This is a genomic window from Sphingobacterium sp. UBA3549, from assembly GCF_002376635.1.
Classification (GTDB): Bacteria; Bacteroidota; Bacteroidia; order Sphingobacteriales; family Sphingobacteriaceae; genus Sphingobacterium.
On the sequence record NZ_DFOE01000033.1, the window covers coordinates 1 to 13,773 of the forward strand.

Genomic DNA, 13,773 nt, shown 5'->3' on the forward strand with positions numbered 1-13,773 from the left:
GGGACTTTTTCAGTGCCCTCGCAAAAAATATGTCCCTTTTTATTTGGCTTCCTCCATTTCAAAGACACTGTCGATTTTCCAGTTCGCTTTATCCTTTGCTGCAGCAACGGCCAAACGATCGCAACGTTCATTTAACGGATGCCCAGCGTGACCTTTTACCCAGACAAGGCGTACGTTGTGCAATCTATAGGCAGTCATCAAACGCAACCAAAGATCTTTATTCTTTTTTCCCGCGAAACCTTTTTGGATCCAGCCATATACCCACTTTTTGTCAATGGCATCAATAACATATTTGGAGTCAGAATACACTGTAACTTGCTGATGCAAGTTTTTTAAGGCCTCGAGGCCAACAATAACCGCCATTAGTTCCATTCTGTTGTTGGTCGTTTTGCGGTAACCACCCGAAAACTCCTTTTCGATAAGTTTTCCCTTAAAGGTTTCATTATCGCCCGTATAAATAGTTCTTAAAATAGTTCCGTAACCTCCAGGGCCTGGATTCCCACTTGAAGCACCATCTGTATATAATTCAATCATACCCCTCAAACATAGATAAATTTGCTTTTATATCCAATAATAACGAACATCTATTACAATAGGTTATAGGTAACTTTCTGAGTACCCTCGAGTTTATTATCCATACATGGCCAATTATAGGAGATTTCTGAAATGGGAGATTCAACTTATGCTGCTTTGAAAATATTGAAGCAATTTAGTTGTTGTATCACAATTTATCTCTTAAACAATATAACTCTGCGCGTTTATATGTATTTTTCCTGCATAAACTTGTTATGTAAACAGTAAAATAGCCTTATGAACTATCGAAGGATAAGAAGGCCGGTGCTATTGAGAGTAACCTTTAAATTATTCGGGCGCTATATTTTCTCCTGAATTGTGGCGCGATAGCATTTTTTATTAATTTAGTCCCATGAATCTGGTTCAAATTGCATTAATTCCGCTGTTCGCTCTTCTTTTTATTTGTTGCTATTCTGGAGATGGAAGTAGTACTGAACGCTTGCGGGCTGATTCTTTGGTAAGCGAAGTGGTTCACGGAAATTTATCTTTAATAAGCTTGGCCAATTCTAATGAATTCATGTATTTCAAGGATAAATATTTTTATGAGCCTGCAAATTTGAAGATTATTTCAAACTTTGATAAAATACAAATTCAAGTGGTGACCTATAGAATATATCAGCATGTTAAATTGGAGAACAATCGGTATAGGTTTCATATTCAAAATGCCAGGCAATTGCATATTACAAATAAAGCTTTTGTATATTACCAACGTTCTTTTGAGGAAATGAATCGGCGGGCTGCAGCGAGTAAAGATTCTATTCGGTTACAGCTTCCCAATGACTATGCGACTTTGCTGATAGAGGAATGATCGATGGCAGGTGTTCTTCCTCCAGATGGTCATCTAAAAGGGCTATTTTTAAATTCATTAAGAAGTAAATTTAGATGAAAAAGAAAAATATCGTAGTATTAAGTGGAGCTGGTATTTCGGCAGAAAGTGGTATACCTACATTTAGAGATGCAAACGGCTTATGGGAGGGGCATGATGTGATGGAAGTAGCTTCTATTGAGGGCTGGCGTAGAAATCCGTCACTGGTTCAAAAGTTTTATAATTTGAGACGGAGAGCTGCTTCGCTGGCACAAGCAAACGTCGCTCATCTTGCTTTAGCTAAACTGGAATTCAAATACAACGTAGTTGTTATCACACAAAATGTCGATCTTTTGCACGAGCAAGCTGGGTCATCTCAAGTTATTCATTTGCATGGTCGCCTAGATCAGGCAAGGTCCTCTGTTGATGACCGACTGGTTTATCCAATTGCCGGGGATGAGATCAAAATGGGGGATCTGTGTGAAAAAGGCAGTCAGTTGAGACCTAATATCGTCTGGTTTGGAGAGGCTGTACCAGCGATTGAAGAGGCTGTCATTGTCGTTTCGGAAGCTGATATTTTAATAATTGTAGGCACCTCTTTGCAGGTTTATCCTGCAGCTGGACTCAAGGAATTTGCTCCCAATCATTGCAAAACATTTTTAATCGATAAAAAAATACCAAACAATAAATTCTTGCGTAATATAACTTTTTTTGAGGAGGCAGCTACTGTCGCTGTTCCCAAATTAGTTGAGCAATTACTTGATTAGATAACGGACAGTTTCAAAAAAATATGAAAAAAGTAATAGGAATTCTTTGCGTCTCATTTGCTGTTTTAGCCTGCCATAATAATTCGCAAATTAAAGTAAACACAAGTACAAATAATCAGCCTTTAGTCTTGGATAGTATTCAAGCGAAGCATTTGCTCAGTTTACCATTGCATTGCATCGAAGTGGAGTATCCTAATAAACTCGGACAGGTGCTAGGTAGTGATCTCGATCTGAAATCACCGCGGATGCTGCACCCAATTTTCTATGGTTGTTTTGATTGGCATTCTTCTGTACATGGTTATTGGTCAATTGTCCATATTTTGAAAGAATTTCCAAATTTGGATAGTTCTGGAGAAATTCGGGAACAATTAAACCAAAATATTACAGCAGAAAATGTTGCGATCGAATTAGCTTTTTTCAAAGATAAGAACAATAAAAATTTTGAGCGTACGTATGGATGGGCTTGGTTGCTACAGTTACATAAAGAGTTGTTAACTTGGAAAGATGCAGATGCTAAACGCTGGGCCATGAATCTTGAACCTTTGGTGAATCATGTAGTAAAATCTTATGAGGAGTATCTGCCCAAATTGGTTTATCCGATCAGAACAGGATACCACGATAATTCTGCATTCGGTATTTCGTTGTCTTTAGACTACGCGAGAAGCACGGGGAATGTAACATTTGAAAAATCATTGATGACTAATGCTTCACGATTATTTAGCCAAGATAAAGGCTGTAATATTTCTTTTGAGCCAAGTGGAAGTGATTTTCTTTCTCCTTGTCTTGAGGAAGCGCTATGTATGAGCTTGGTACTTCAAAAAGAGGATTACCGCAAATGGCTGAAGGTATTTATGCCAGAGCTGTTTAGTGCAAATTTTAATCTTGAGCCCGGTATTGTGAAAGACCGGACAGATGGACATTTGGTTCATTTGGATGGACTTAATTTTAGTCGTGCAAATTGTTTGAATGGTATAGCAAGGGCTTTACCTGAGTTAAGTTACTTGCACAAATTGGCTAATAAACATTTAATGTACTCTTTGCCCAATATTACAAACAATGATGACTATATGGGGTCGCATTGGCTAGGTACATTCGCTTTGTATGCATTATCAAAGCATTGATTATAGAAGATTGTTTTTGTAAAATAAAAAAATAAGAAATCGCTATTTTGTACAAAATAAATAGAGAAATCGGACGTTATTAATACAAATACTTTTCATAAAATAGGTTAATATATGGCTAAGACCCTAGAGTTCCCCGCTCTAGGGCTTTTTTATATTCAGTTTAGTTCGAAGTCGATAAATCAAATCATAGTCACTCAGATAAAGTTAATTGGTGTACTATCAATCTGCTTTAACTAATGTGAGATCTTTAAAATGGCCTAAAGTGCCCGGGCCGACCCAAAGTCCAATGCTTCCCCGCAAATCTTTGCCCTGTTTGAGATCATTAACGATCAAAGTTGGCTGAGAAGACTCATTTAAATAAAGTTTTGCCCTTTCGTTATTGACTTCAATTTTTACTTTTATCCATTCCCCAGGTCCCATATCAGCATAAGCCTCATACTTCCCAGGAGTCTCCTCCCTTAGTTTCTCCCAAGGATATCCCGGAATAGAGATATATTGGGTTGCATGGTTTCTACGCAATTGTTCTTCGGCCCGCCCATTTGTAGGACGTAAATAAAATATTTCTGTTTTTGAGATGTCGGCGCTTGTTCGAAAAGCAATACCAACAAAGCCACGGGCGGATTCTCCGGCTTGATCCATGGGCTGGCCCGCAATGCTTACCTCGATCACTCCGTTATGGAAGTCAATATCTTTTATCAGCGCCATTGTTTTTTCACCATCTGTGAGTCCTTTTACCTGTAGTGCATTTTGTCCCTTGAAGTTTGTTAACTGAGTAGCTACCTGCGAAGGCATTACATTATTTGGTGTCAATGTGATCTTTTGAGCATATGTCTGCGTAAGCAAAAAGTAGCCAAAAGCAAAACAGAGAATCTTCTTTGTAAGCATTATAGTTGTTTAATGGTTTTAATCGTTATCGAAGATAGTAAAAGTATTATTTAAAAGCAATTAAGCATTTACGTAGGATGCTATTAATGACAGATTTTTAATAGTTTATTACCTATTATTCTTATATTAGGTAATAAACCATTAAATTATGAGTACTTTCAATTTAAATCGCAGGAGATTTATCCAAGGAGCAGGGGCGGTGCTAACCTTGTCAGCATTGCAAGTCAAAGCGCTGTCGTTTAAAGACGTCGTAAAAAAATTTCGGGTTGGGTTAATTGGTGCAGGCTGGTACGGCAGAAGTGATTTGTGTCGTTTAATTCAGGTTCGTGATGTCGATGTCGTTGCAATATGTGATGTTGATAACCGTCACTTACAAGAAGCGGGGCGTCTAATTAGTGATCGTCAGGTTTCGAAAAAGGTTCCGAAACTTTACAATGACTATAGAGAGATGCTTGCTAATCACAAATTTGATCTCGTTTTAATTGGAACCCCAGATCATTGGCATGCAAGGCAGGCTATTGACGCAATACGTTCGGGTGCTCATCTTTATTTGCAAAAACCTATCAGTGTTGATGTGCTTGAGGGGGATGCGATTCGTCGTGCTGCAAGGAAATATAACAGAAAAGTTCAGGTAGGAACTCAGCGCAGAAGCACAGCTCACCTTGTCGATGCCAAGAATCGTGTGATCGATCGCGGCTTACTCGGTAAAATTTCTCATGTAGAGATGTGTTGTTACTACCATATGCGAAAGAATGGCAATCCACCTACCGAAGCAGTGCCAGAATTCTTTGATTATGAACTTTGGACTGGGCCAGCACCTTTGCGCACCTTTGATGGTCTACCTCATGGGAGCTGGTGGCGAACTTTTATGGCCTACGGGAACGGAATAACCGGGGATATGGGAATGCATATGTTTGATACAGTGCGCTGGCTTTTGCAGCTTAAATGGCCCAAAAGCGTTTATGCAAAAGGGGGGATTTATGTTCAAAAAGGTGGGAAATCGACAATTGCAGACACTCAAACTGCCATATTTGAATACGAAGATCTTAATTGCGTATGGCAGCATAGGACATGGGGCTCAGCAGCAGACCCAGACTATCCTTGGGCATTCGTTATATATGGTGATAAAGGTACTTTGAAGGGGAGCGTCATGAAATATGAATTTATCCCGATTGGAGAAGGTGAATCCATTCGACAAGATGTTATTTTGGAAAAAGAGGAGTTTCCCGAAGATCTTACAGAACACCGAATAGAGCTTCATACCGCTCCTGCTACAAGAAAGCATATGCTTGATCTTTTATCGGCAATTGATAACAACCATCTTCCTATAGCGGATATTGAAGAAGGATATATATCGACCGCAAGCTGTATTTTGGCCAATTTGTCGATGCAGCTGAATCGCCCTTTAGTTTATGATCCAACGCAAAAAATATGTATTGATGACCCCGAGGCAACTCAGTTGCTGCGCAGACCCTATCGCAGCCCGTGGCAACATCCGTATGAATAGTTGGTAAATAGGGTATGATTAAATTTTACTCCCTTATTTTGAGTATTGTATTGGCTGATAGGATAATTAATAATAATTTGCTAATAATTTATTTTACATTTATCTGTTAATTATTTCATTCTTTAGAATCGTTACCATTTATGCTAAAAAATAGCTTAAAACTAGTCCATTTTGTCCTGTTAATGAGTGTGTTGAATTTTATATTCTTCCATTTTCCATTTTATACTTTTGTTTTTAACAATGTTGACTACAGGAGCTTTGGGGGTATTATCCTGATTGGTAGTTTAATGGTTTTGATGCTGGTGATGAACGCTTTTGTACTTTATTTATTTTTTTCGCTATCACGTCGCTTTGGGAAATCCATACTTGTTTTGTTCTTTCTGATCAATTCCATTGCCGTTTATTTTGTTAACACCTATAGCGTTATTTTGGACGAAACAATGATTGGCAATATATTGAATACTCGCTATTCCGAGTCGAGTGGTTTCTTTTCCCTGAGAATGATCTTGTATCTCTTGGTTCTGGGTATTATTCCTAGCATTTTCATCATCAAAGCCAACATAGTAAAGGATAAACCAAAGAAGTTCTTGGTTACGTCCTCCCTTTCGTTATTATTTATTGTTATTTTAATATTTGCGAATGCAACTAATTGGTTATGGATTGATAAGAATTCTAAGACTTTAGGTGCACTTGCCATGCCTTGGTCTTATACTGTCAATATATCACGTTTTTATATCCATGAACATCAAAAAAATAAAAAGGAGATATTATTGCCGGATGCGACAATTACTAGTGACAAAAAGACCGTGGTCGTCTTGGTTATTGGTGAATCCGCTCGAAGGGAGAATTTTTCGCTATATGGCTATCAAAAAAATACAAATCCTTTGCTTTCAAAGACACCGAATCTTTATCATTTTGATGCAACTTCTTGTTCGACCTATACGACAGCAGGAGTAAAGTGTCTATTAGAGCATAAAAATACGGACGATTTATATGAAATTTTGCCAAATTACCTTTACAGAAATGATGTTGATGTAATATGGCGTACAAGCAATTGGGGTGAGCCTCCGGTACATATTAAAGAATATGAAACGAGTGACCAGCTTGCTGCAAACTGTAAAGGTGCAGAATGTGCTTACGATGAGGTTTTACTAACAGGTTTAAAAGAACGAATATCAGCGAGTAAAAAGGATAAAGTATTTGTTGTTCTTCATACAAGTACAAGTCATGGCCCAACTTATAGCGAGAAATATCCGGCTAAATTCGAAGTGTTTAAGCCCGTTTGTAATAGTGTAGAATTAGGGAATTGTTCGAAAAAAGAGTTAATTAATGCGTATGATAACACGGTAGTTTATACCGACTATATTTTGCACAGGCTGATCGAGGATCTAAAAGGTTTAAAGGAATACAATAGTGCGATGTTGTTTGTATCCGATCATGGAGAATCATTGGGTGAAAATAACCTATATATGCATGGACTGCCTATGAGCATTGCACCTAAAGAACAATATGAGATTCCCTTTATTGTTTGGGTATCTGATCATTCTAAACAATTGAAACCAAATAGAACGTTGACTCAAAATCATGTATTTCATAGTGTACTTAAATTTTTGGATATGAAAAGCCCTATCTATGATGAGCATATGGATATTTTCAAATAGTAAATTATAGCTAGTGAGGAGATTTTTCTCGTTGACAAAATTTTGGCCGACGTCATAGCTGTATCGAAAGTTATCGTATTCGTTTTCTCTCTATTAAGAATAAAGCTCTGTATGAAGGACTTTATAAGTGGAACTATTGCAAATATGGCTGGAATAGGAATTTCTATATGGGGATGATATCGCTATTTGGATTATTTGGAGATTGGTACACTTACCAAAAAAAGCCAAGAAATACAACCCATAAACCAAACGGTTACAGCGATTATAAAAAATGGTATCCCAATTCTTCTATATTTTATCTCAATTGTTAACCTGTTATGATTGCTGAGTGTTTTCCAAAGTACTTCCACCAAACTCTCTCCCAAAGACGTAAGTGAATACTCTACACGTGGCGGAAGTTCATAAAAGGACTTTTTGGACAATATTCCACCTTCAACCATCTCCGTTAACTGTTGATTTAGAACCCGTCGGTCAACTTTTGCAATGCCACGTAGCATTTCACTTAGACGTCTTTCTCCTTCGTTGATCCGCCACACAATCGGAATTTTTCATTTCCCACTAATGGATTCACTGCAAATTCCAAAGGACAAATTTTTTGTTTTATTGCTCTCTCTGCTATACTCATAAAATTGACTTTTTTATCCCATAGGGATAATTAGAATGGATATGGAATTGAAAAAGTTAATTTCCAAGTTGAAGGCTATTCCTGCATACAATAAATTATTTATAGCGGCCTTTGGTGAAGAAGATTATCTCATACCAGAGGTTCTAAAAGCACTCGGTGCCTTTCAGCGGACACTGAAAAGCAGAAGAGTTAATCTTTACTTTTTAGATGAAATATCGTGACCTCTGGCAACATTCCTAATCGGCTCGGATAATCTAGATAGCCAAATCCAACATTTACATAGAGTGCCTGATGTTTTTCACGATATAAACCTGCCCATTCCTGGTAAGCATACTTCACTGGGCTCCATTGATATTTTGGGTTGGTATAACCAAATTGTCCTCCATGAGTATGGCCACTAAAAGTAACATCGATATTGGGGTATTTGGAGATGATTTCAGCCCGCCAATGTGAAGGATCGTGTGAGAGCATGAAGTTGACAGAAGATGATTTATCAACTTTAGACATCGCCAAATCGATGTCACCATAATTTTTAGGGTTATGTAACCCCCAGTTTTCCACGCCTATAATTGTAATTTTATCATTGTTCAGTATGAGCTCTTTCGATTCATTGAGAAGCAGTTGCCAGCCCAATTGACGGTGGATGCTTTTGAGCTCCGCGAAGTTCTGTTCTTTTGTCAATCGACTTTTTTCAAAAAAATGATGTCTATTGAAATGATAGTCTCCATAATCATGATTACCGAGTATAGAAAATGTGCCTAGAGGAGCGTTGAGCGTATTGAATATGTCCAAATAATGATCCATTTCGGACGCAAAATCATTAATTAAATCTCCAGTAAAGAAAATGATATCAGGATTTTCCCCCATCAGCAAGTCAATGCCGCTTTTCACTTTATCCCGATTATAAAGACTTCCTGCGTGTATATCAGAAATCTGAGCGATGGTCATTCCTTCGAAAGATTTCGGTAAATTTGGTAAAATTAAATTGATATGTTTAATCTGATAATCATATAAATTTAAAGCAAATCCACGTGTAAGCGCAGCAATAGGAACGCTAGCCAGAACAAGACCACTTTTGATTATAAAATCAGATCTTGTTAAGGACAGTATATTTCCATCTTGATGGGATAAGGGTTTAGGCTTTACAAGGAGATTCTTGAACACAGTAGAAGCACGCCACATCGCATCAATTCCAATAAAGAATAGAAATATAATTTTCGCAAACAGTAACGTAATGGGAAAAAATACCAAACACGCTGCTTCAAAACTATTCCATTTAAAAAATAAATTGAGAAATATTGATAAATAGGACAGCAAACTTAAAGACCACCAAACTAGTTTAGCAAACAGTATATTTGATTTCCAGATCGATAATATCCTTATTCTCAAGAAAATCAAAACATCTACAAACAGAAAGAGTGCAAGAATGTTTAGGTAGGTGTAAAACTGTTGGATCATATTTAGAAGGTCAAAATATTATTGGAAAAATAAATAAATCTATTTATTAAAAACGATATTCGCTTAGCTACTGTTTGGTTTCAAAGGAGATTTGAACGTTTTAGTGAACTAAATTTAGGGAAAAGTTCTGACTGTTCTTGCCAAATACCCTAGTTTGGACAATAAAATAAGACAAATCGCGACAGCATATCTAAAAATTAGCGTATGCAAGCTGAACGATTAAAATTGATTATAAAGTTTACTAATAAACAGTATCTATTACTTATTTCTATTATATGACGCAAATAGATTTTCCAGAAATAGTATTAAAAGAGGTAAGGCACAGTCTACGTAATGCTAAAGCCCGTGTTGCTATTGCCGAAAGTGTGACCGCAGGATTTTTGCAGTTAGCTTGCTCGCAGATGGAAGGAGCAACGGAGGTTTTCGCTGGCGGCATCACAGCCTATTCAATTGATGCAAAGATTAACATACTTGATGTCGATGCAGAACTAGCGGAAAGATGTGACTGTGTATCGTCAAGAACAACAGAGGAAATGGCAATCGCGGTAGGCAGAATGTTTCATACGGATTGGTCGGTCGCCACAACCGGGTATGCAACAGTAGTTCCTGAATCAAAGGGCAAATTGTTCGCATTTGTCTCATTCGCATATAAACAGGAGATTCTAATGACAGAAACAATAGAGCTAAGATCAAATATAGGGATGCAGGAAGCTCAGTTTAGGTATACGATTAAAGCGTTAGAAATTCTAAACACACTTTTAAAGAATTAAAGGTTCCCAACAATTGCTGGGAACCTTTAATTTTATGCTTCTCTTTTCAAGTCAAAAGAGACATATTTTTCATAATCAACTAATGATCTTACCGGAGTAGCTAAACCTTGAAGGAGATCGATATACATTTTCGCTACTTTCTTCCACACTGTCTGCTCACCGTAACTGCGCGCTTTAAAACGATGCCAAGCTAATAGACGTTTTGATGAGTACAATAAATTGATGTTAGCACGCATTGCTTCTATATCATTAAAAGGCGTTAATATGCCGCGTTCATCTTTTAATAAATCGCTAGCGTGCCAATACGGCGTGGAAATAACAGCAGCACCTGCTCCCACAGCGAATGACAGCGTTCCACTGCTGATTTGCTGTTCGTGAGGATAGGGGGATAGATATATATCACATGCGGTGAGGTACTCTTTCAATTCTTCATCAGTTAGAAATTTATCAATAAAAACAACTTTATCTTCCAATTTCAATTGACTGACTAAATTTTGTAATTCAAAACGATAGGATTCCCCCTCATGAACCAAAACGTTAGGATGGGTCTTTCCGATGATTAAATATTTGAATCCAGGCAGATCAGTACCCGCTAAAGATTTTATAGCATACTCCAATCCTTTACTCCTTCCAATCAGGCCAAAGGTCATCATTACAAAATTTTCTTGGAGACCTAATTTATACTTCGCCAAACCTTGGTTGTAATCAAACTGAGGAACACCATGGGGTATAAATTTAATTTTATCCGCATGCGCTGGATCAAATTGTTCTTTCAATAATTCGACTCCTTTCGGTGAAAGACTAACAACAGCCTGGGATTTCTCCAACAGTAATTCCATAATTTCTTTTTGCTGCAACGACGGTGTTTGCAAAATAGTGTGAAATATTGTTAATAAAGGTATCGTAAGGTTGTTGGCAATTTGTGTAATGAAAATACCATCAACACCACCAAATATTCCAAATTCATGCTGAATAACACAATAGTCGTATTCCTCATTGATGAGGCGCGCCGCTTGATGATAACTGTCAAGTCGATCTTTATGGATAACGAAGCGAACAGATTCGTCAAAATCCTCTACTCCATGTTTTGATAATGCGATGAGATCAATATGGACGCTAGCATCTAACTCCATACCCTGTTTAAGGTCTTTGGTGAAGGTCGCTAACCCACATTCTTGTGGTGGGCACGTACTTATAATTGCTATTTTTTTCATATAACTTAACCCTCCTTAACTGTATTTTGTACCTCTTCAACTGGAAGATCGAGAATGGCCATTAGCAACAAATAATATCCCTTTTCCAATCCTATTTTTTTTGCTTTTTTATCAATATTTTCCATATCAGTACGCTATTTTGAGTGTAATTCTTTTGATAAAGATGAATCAAAATTTATACCCAAAGACAATGTGTAAAGGCATATCCGTACTTTTTTAATGGAAATAGCGTAGCAATGTTATGCGCCTACCGTAAATTTCAGTTTAACTACGTATTTATAGCGCAGTAAACCTTGGATTCTTATTAGAACCGATCTTTTATGACAGTATAAACACGAAGCGCATTTAGCGTTCAACGATTTGCATACAATTATTGGAATTAATCTGAAGATTTGATTTAGTAATAAAACGTGTTTTGTCTGCGTAGCCTGCAAGTATTGACGTCAATAACTCATTTCGGTTAATCAGATAGGATTGAATGTAGATGTTATAATACGATAATATTATAAATTTCCAAACAATTGTGACCTTTAGCTCGTTGTGTTTTAACTTAACATATTCATTTTATGAAGATAGCAACTTATAATATAAATGGTATCAACGCGCGGCTTCCCGTCCTTTTACGATGGTTGGAAGAAGAGTCGCCAGATGTAGTTTGCCTTCAGGAGCTTAAATCCCCTCAAGAACGTTTTCCGTTGAAAGAAATAAGTGATCTCGGCTATCATGCCATTTGGCATGGCCAGAAAAGTTGGAACGGAGTTGCGGTGCTTTCGAAATATGAGATTGAAGAGATCACAAGAGTTCTGCCCGGAGATCCTGAGGATAACCAAAGCCGATATTTGGAGGTCATAATCCAAAACGTCGTAATATGTTGTATTTATCTACCTAATGGCAACCCTTTTCCAGGGGTCAAATATGATTATAAATTAGATTGGATCGAACGGTTGGCCAAACGATCTAAAACACTTCTTCGGATGAATGCATCGGCTATTCTGATCGGGGATTTCAATATTATTCCAGAAGACATAGACACTTATAAGCCAGAAAAATATATCAATGATGCACTCTTTACAAAAGAGGTTAAGGAAGCTTTTAGTCTTTTGCTAAAAGATGGATGGCAAGATTCTATACGTACACTTTTCCCGGATAAGGAAGTTTATACATTTTGGGATTATTTTCGTCAGGCTTATGCTCGAAATGCAGGGTTGCGTATAGATCACATCCTATTGAGTCCGTCGATCCAGGCTCGGTTAATGGAAGGTGGTATAGATCGGGACGTTCGTGGATGGGAGAAAAGCAGCGATCATGCCCCTACATGGATTAGATTAAGTAACAATAACACGAATGGCTAGAAAACTCAATTGTAGTGCGGGATTATTAATGTATAAAATTCAGGAACAACAAATTTATTTTTTCTTAGTACATCCTGGAGGACCATATTTTGCCAAGAAAGATGAAGGTTATTGGACCATTCCGAAAGGAGAGATCGGTATGGACGAAGATGCCCTCGCAGCTGCTAAAAGGGAGTTTACGGAGGAAACAGGGTGTCTACCTAATGGAAACTTTATGGAATTGTCTGCTATTCAACAGAAAGGAGGGAAAAAAGTATTATGTTGGGCAATTGAGGGTGATATGGATGCGCATAAACTCATCAGTAATACCTTTTCATTGGAATGGCCTCCTAGATCAGGAAAGATACAACTTTATCCTGAAGTTGATCGGGGCGCCTGGTTTACATTTCCAGAGGCCATAAAGAAGATAAATGAACGCCAAATCTATTTTTTAGAGCAAGTTATTGCTAATGTATCGTAATTCCGTATGCAAAGTATTATAATATGTGGGAGATTATTAAACGAATTTATAAGAATTTCGCGTTATAACATATTTATCAACTATATTTGAAAAATAGCACTCATAGAAGACGAGCAGGTCACAAAGGGAACACAATGAGATAATGAATGAAAAAATAATGTTCAAAATTAGCGAGTAAAATAAAATATGGAAAACAAAACGGTTTTCATTTGTGATGATGATAGTACAATAGTTGACATGTTACAAATGCTATTGGAAATGTCGGGTTACGACACAATTATTGAGACAAACAGTCTTAATGCCTTAGGAGTGATCAGGGAAAAGAAACCCGATGTCATTTTATTAGACATATGGATGCCGATGCTCTCCGGAGATGAATTGATAAGAAAAATTAGAGAAGATAAAGAACTGAAAGAACTGTTTATCATATGCATATCCGCCAGTAAGGATGGAAAGGAGGTGGCGTTTCGCGCAGGAGCTAATCGTTTTATAGCAAAGCCTTTTGATATCAATGACCTGCTAGAAGCAGTCGAAAGTTCATCCCACCTGGATGAGGGTGTAAAGTAAACTGT

15 protein-coding genes are annotated in these 13,773 nt (G+C 37.4%); 10 read left to right on the forward strand and 5 right to left on the reverse strand.

Features of this window, described 5'->3' with window-relative positions; genetic code table 11:
- Nucleotides 1-39: 39 nt before the first annotated feature.
- Nucleotides 40-534: a ribonuclease HI gene (gene rnhA, locus B2W36_RS16370; protein WP_293881428.1), complete on the reverse strand. Its 495-nt coding sequence runs from the start codon at nt 532-534 to the stop codon at nt 40-42.
- A gap of 391 nt (nt 535-925) precedes the next feature.
- Between rnhA and B2W36_RS16375 the strand changes: the two genes are divergently transcribed.
- From B2W36_RS16375 to B2W36_RS16385, 3 genes are all read left to right on the forward strand, one after another.
- Complete coding sequence (locus B2W36_RS16375; RefSeq protein ID WP_293881430.1) at nt 926-1,381, forward strand: hypothetical protein; 456 nt, start codon at nt 926-928, stop codon at nt 1,379-1,381.
- A 74-nt stretch (nt 1,382-1,455) separates the two neighbouring features.
- Complete coding sequence (locus B2W36_RS16380) at nt 1,456-2,145, forward strand: SIR2 family NAD-dependent protein deacylase (protein WP_293888770.1); 690 nt, start codon at nt 1,456-1,458, stop codon at nt 2,143-2,145.
- 23 nt (nt 2,146-2,168) lie between these two features.
- On the forward strand, nt 2,169-3,266 hold the full coding sequence (locus B2W36_RS16385) for a DUF2891 domain-containing protein (protein WP_293888772.1): 1,098 nt from the start codon (nt 2,169-2,171) through the stop codon (nt 3,264-3,266).
- Nucleotides 3,267-3,488: 222 nt separating this feature from the next.
- Here B2W36_RS16385 and B2W36_RS16390 read toward each other — a convergent pair whose 3' ends face one another.
- The gene (locus B2W36_RS16390; protein WP_293888774.1) at nt 3,489-4,154 is read right to left on the reverse strand and encodes a hypothetical protein; all 666 of its coding nucleotides are present in this window, start codon (nt 4,152-4,154) and stop codon (nt 3,489-3,491) included.
- 199 nt (nt 4,155-4,353) lie between these two features.
- Between B2W36_RS16390 and B2W36_RS16395 the strand changes: the two genes are divergently transcribed.
- Complete coding sequence (locus tag B2W36_RS16395; RefSeq protein WP_293888776.1) at nt 4,354-5,661, forward strand: Gfo/Idh/MocA family protein; 1,308 nt, start codon at nt 4,354-4,356, stop codon at nt 5,659-5,661.
- A 140-nt stretch (nt 5,662-5,801) separates the two neighbouring features.
- Entirely contained in the window at nt 5,802-7,322 is a 1,521-nt protein-coding gene (gene eptA / locus B2W36_RS16400; protein WP_293885117.1) for a phosphoethanolamine--lipid A transferase EptA, read from the forward strand.
- Between the two features lie 191 nt (nt 7,323-7,513).
- On the opposite strand, the gene B2W36_RS16405 is transcribed toward eptA, so the two are convergent.
- Nucleotides 7,514-7,858 (reverse strand): winged helix-turn-helix transcriptional regulator, encoded by a 345-nt coding sequence (locus tag B2W36_RS16405; protein ID WP_293885116.1) that lies wholly within the window; start codon nt 7,856-7,858, stop codon nt 7,514-7,516.
- Nucleotides 7,859-7,988: 130 nt separating this feature from the next.
- Here B2W36_RS16405 and B2W36_RS16410 point away from each other — a divergent pair, with 130 nt between their 5' ends.
- Nucleotides 7,989-8,168 carry a cytochrome c peroxidase gene (locus B2W36_RS16410; RefSeq protein ID WP_293885115.1) on the forward strand — a complete coding sequence of 60 codons (180 nt, stop codon included), beginning with the start codon at nt 7,989-7,991 and terminating at the stop codon, nt 8,166-8,168.
- Here B2W36_RS16410 and B2W36_RS16415 read toward each other — a convergent pair.
- The gene (locus B2W36_RS16415; RefSeq protein ID WP_293885114.1) at nt 8,137-9,405 is read right to left on the reverse strand and encodes a metallophosphoesterase; all 1,269 of its coding nucleotides are present in this window, start codon (nt 9,403-9,405) and stop codon (nt 8,137-8,139) included. The two genes, B2W36_RS16410 and B2W36_RS16415, sit on opposite strands and share 32 nt — an antisense overlap.
- 275 nt (nt 9,406-9,680) lie before the next feature.
- Here B2W36_RS16415 and B2W36_RS16420 point away from each other — a divergent pair, with 275 nt between their 5' ends.
- Nucleotides 9,681-10,175 carry a CinA family protein gene (locus B2W36_RS16420; protein ID WP_293885113.1) on the forward strand — a complete coding sequence of 165 codons (495 nt, stop codon included), beginning with the start codon at nt 9,681-9,683 and terminating at the stop codon, nt 10,173-10,175.
- A gap of 32 nt (nt 10,176-10,207) precedes the next feature.
- On the opposite strand, the gene B2W36_RS16425 is transcribed toward B2W36_RS16420, so the two are convergent.
- Nucleotides 10,208-11,389: a glycosyltransferase gene (locus tag B2W36_RS16425; RefSeq protein WP_293885112.1), complete on the reverse strand. Its 1,182-nt coding sequence runs from the start codon at nt 11,387-11,389 to the stop codon at nt 10,208-10,210.
- A gap of 566 nt (nt 11,390-11,955) precedes the next feature.
- Here B2W36_RS16425 and xth point away from each other — a divergent pair.
- The 3 genes from xth (at nt 11,956) to B2W36_RS16440 (ending at nt 13,768) form a co-directional block, all read left to right on the forward strand.
- Nucleotides 11,956-12,741, forward strand: a complete 786-nt coding sequence (gene xth, locus B2W36_RS16430) for an exodeoxyribonuclease III (protein ID WP_209581987.1) — start codon at nt 11,956-11,958, stop codon at nt 12,739-12,741.
- The gene (locus B2W36_RS16435; protein WP_293888778.1) at nt 12,734-13,201 is read left to right on the forward strand and encodes an NUDIX domain-containing protein; all 468 of its coding nucleotides are present in this window, start codon (nt 12,734-12,736) and stop codon (nt 13,199-13,201) included. Before xth ends, B2W36_RS16435 begins: the two co-directional genes overlap by 8 nt.
- Before the next feature lie 186 nt (nt 13,202-13,387).
- Complete coding sequence (locus B2W36_RS16440; RefSeq protein ID WP_293888780.1) at nt 13,388-13,768, forward strand: response regulator; 381 nt, start codon at nt 13,388-13,390, stop codon at nt 13,766-13,768.
- Nucleotides 13,769-13,773: the final 5 nt, after the last annotated feature.

Bases quoted from the DNA above. Each gene is read 5' to 3' on its own strand.
- B2W36_RS16410 (WP_293885115.1), top strand. From the start codon at position 7,989: ATGGAATTGAAAAAGTTAATTTCCAAGTTGAAGGCTATTCCTGCATAC.
- xth (WP_209581987.1), top strand. From the start codon at position 11,956: ATGAAGATAGCAACTTATAATATAAATGGTATCAACGCGCGGCTTCCC.
- B2W36_RS16425 (WP_293885112.1), bottom strand. From the start codon at position 11,389: ATGAAAAAAATAGCAATTATAAGTACGTGCCCACCACAAGAATGTGGG.
- B2W36_RS16420 (WP_293885113.1), top strand. From the start codon at position 9,681: ATGACGCAAATAGATTTTCCAGAAATAGTATTAAAAGAGGTAAGGCAC.
- B2W36_RS16385 (WP_293888772.1), top strand. From the start codon at position 2,169: ATGAAAAAAGTAATAGGAATTCTTTGCGTCTCATTTGCTGTTTTAGCC.
- B2W36_RS16390 (WP_293888774.1), bottom strand. From the start codon at position 4,154: ATGCTTACAAAGAAGATTCTCTGTTTTGCTTTTGGCTACTTTTTGCTT.
- B2W36_RS16375 (WP_293881430.1), top strand. From the start codon at position 926: ATGAATCTGGTTCAAATTGCATTAATTCCGCTGTTCGCTCTTCTTTTT.
- eptA (WP_293885117.1), top strand. From the start codon at position 5,802: ATGCTAAAAAATAGCTTAAAACTAGTCCATTTTGTCCTGTTAATGAGT.
- rnhA (WP_293881428.1), bottom strand. From the start codon at position 534: ATGATTGAATTATATACAGATGGTGCTTCAAGTGGGAATCCAGGCCCT.
- B2W36_RS16415 (WP_293885114.1), bottom strand. From the start codon at position 9,405: ATGATCCAACAGTTTTACACCTACCTAAACATTCTTGCACTCTTTCTG.
- B2W36_RS16440 (WP_293888780.1), top strand. From the start codon at position 13,388: ATGGAAAACAAAACGGTTTTCATTTGTGATGATGATAGTACAATAGTT.
- B2W36_RS16435 (WP_293888778.1), top strand. From the start codon at position 12,734: ATGGCTAGAAAACTCAATTGTAGTGCGGGATTATTAATGTATAAAATT.
- B2W36_RS16380 (WP_293888770.1), top strand. From the start codon at position 1,456: ATGAAAAAGAAAAATATCGTAGTATTAAGTGGAGCTGGTATTTCGGCA.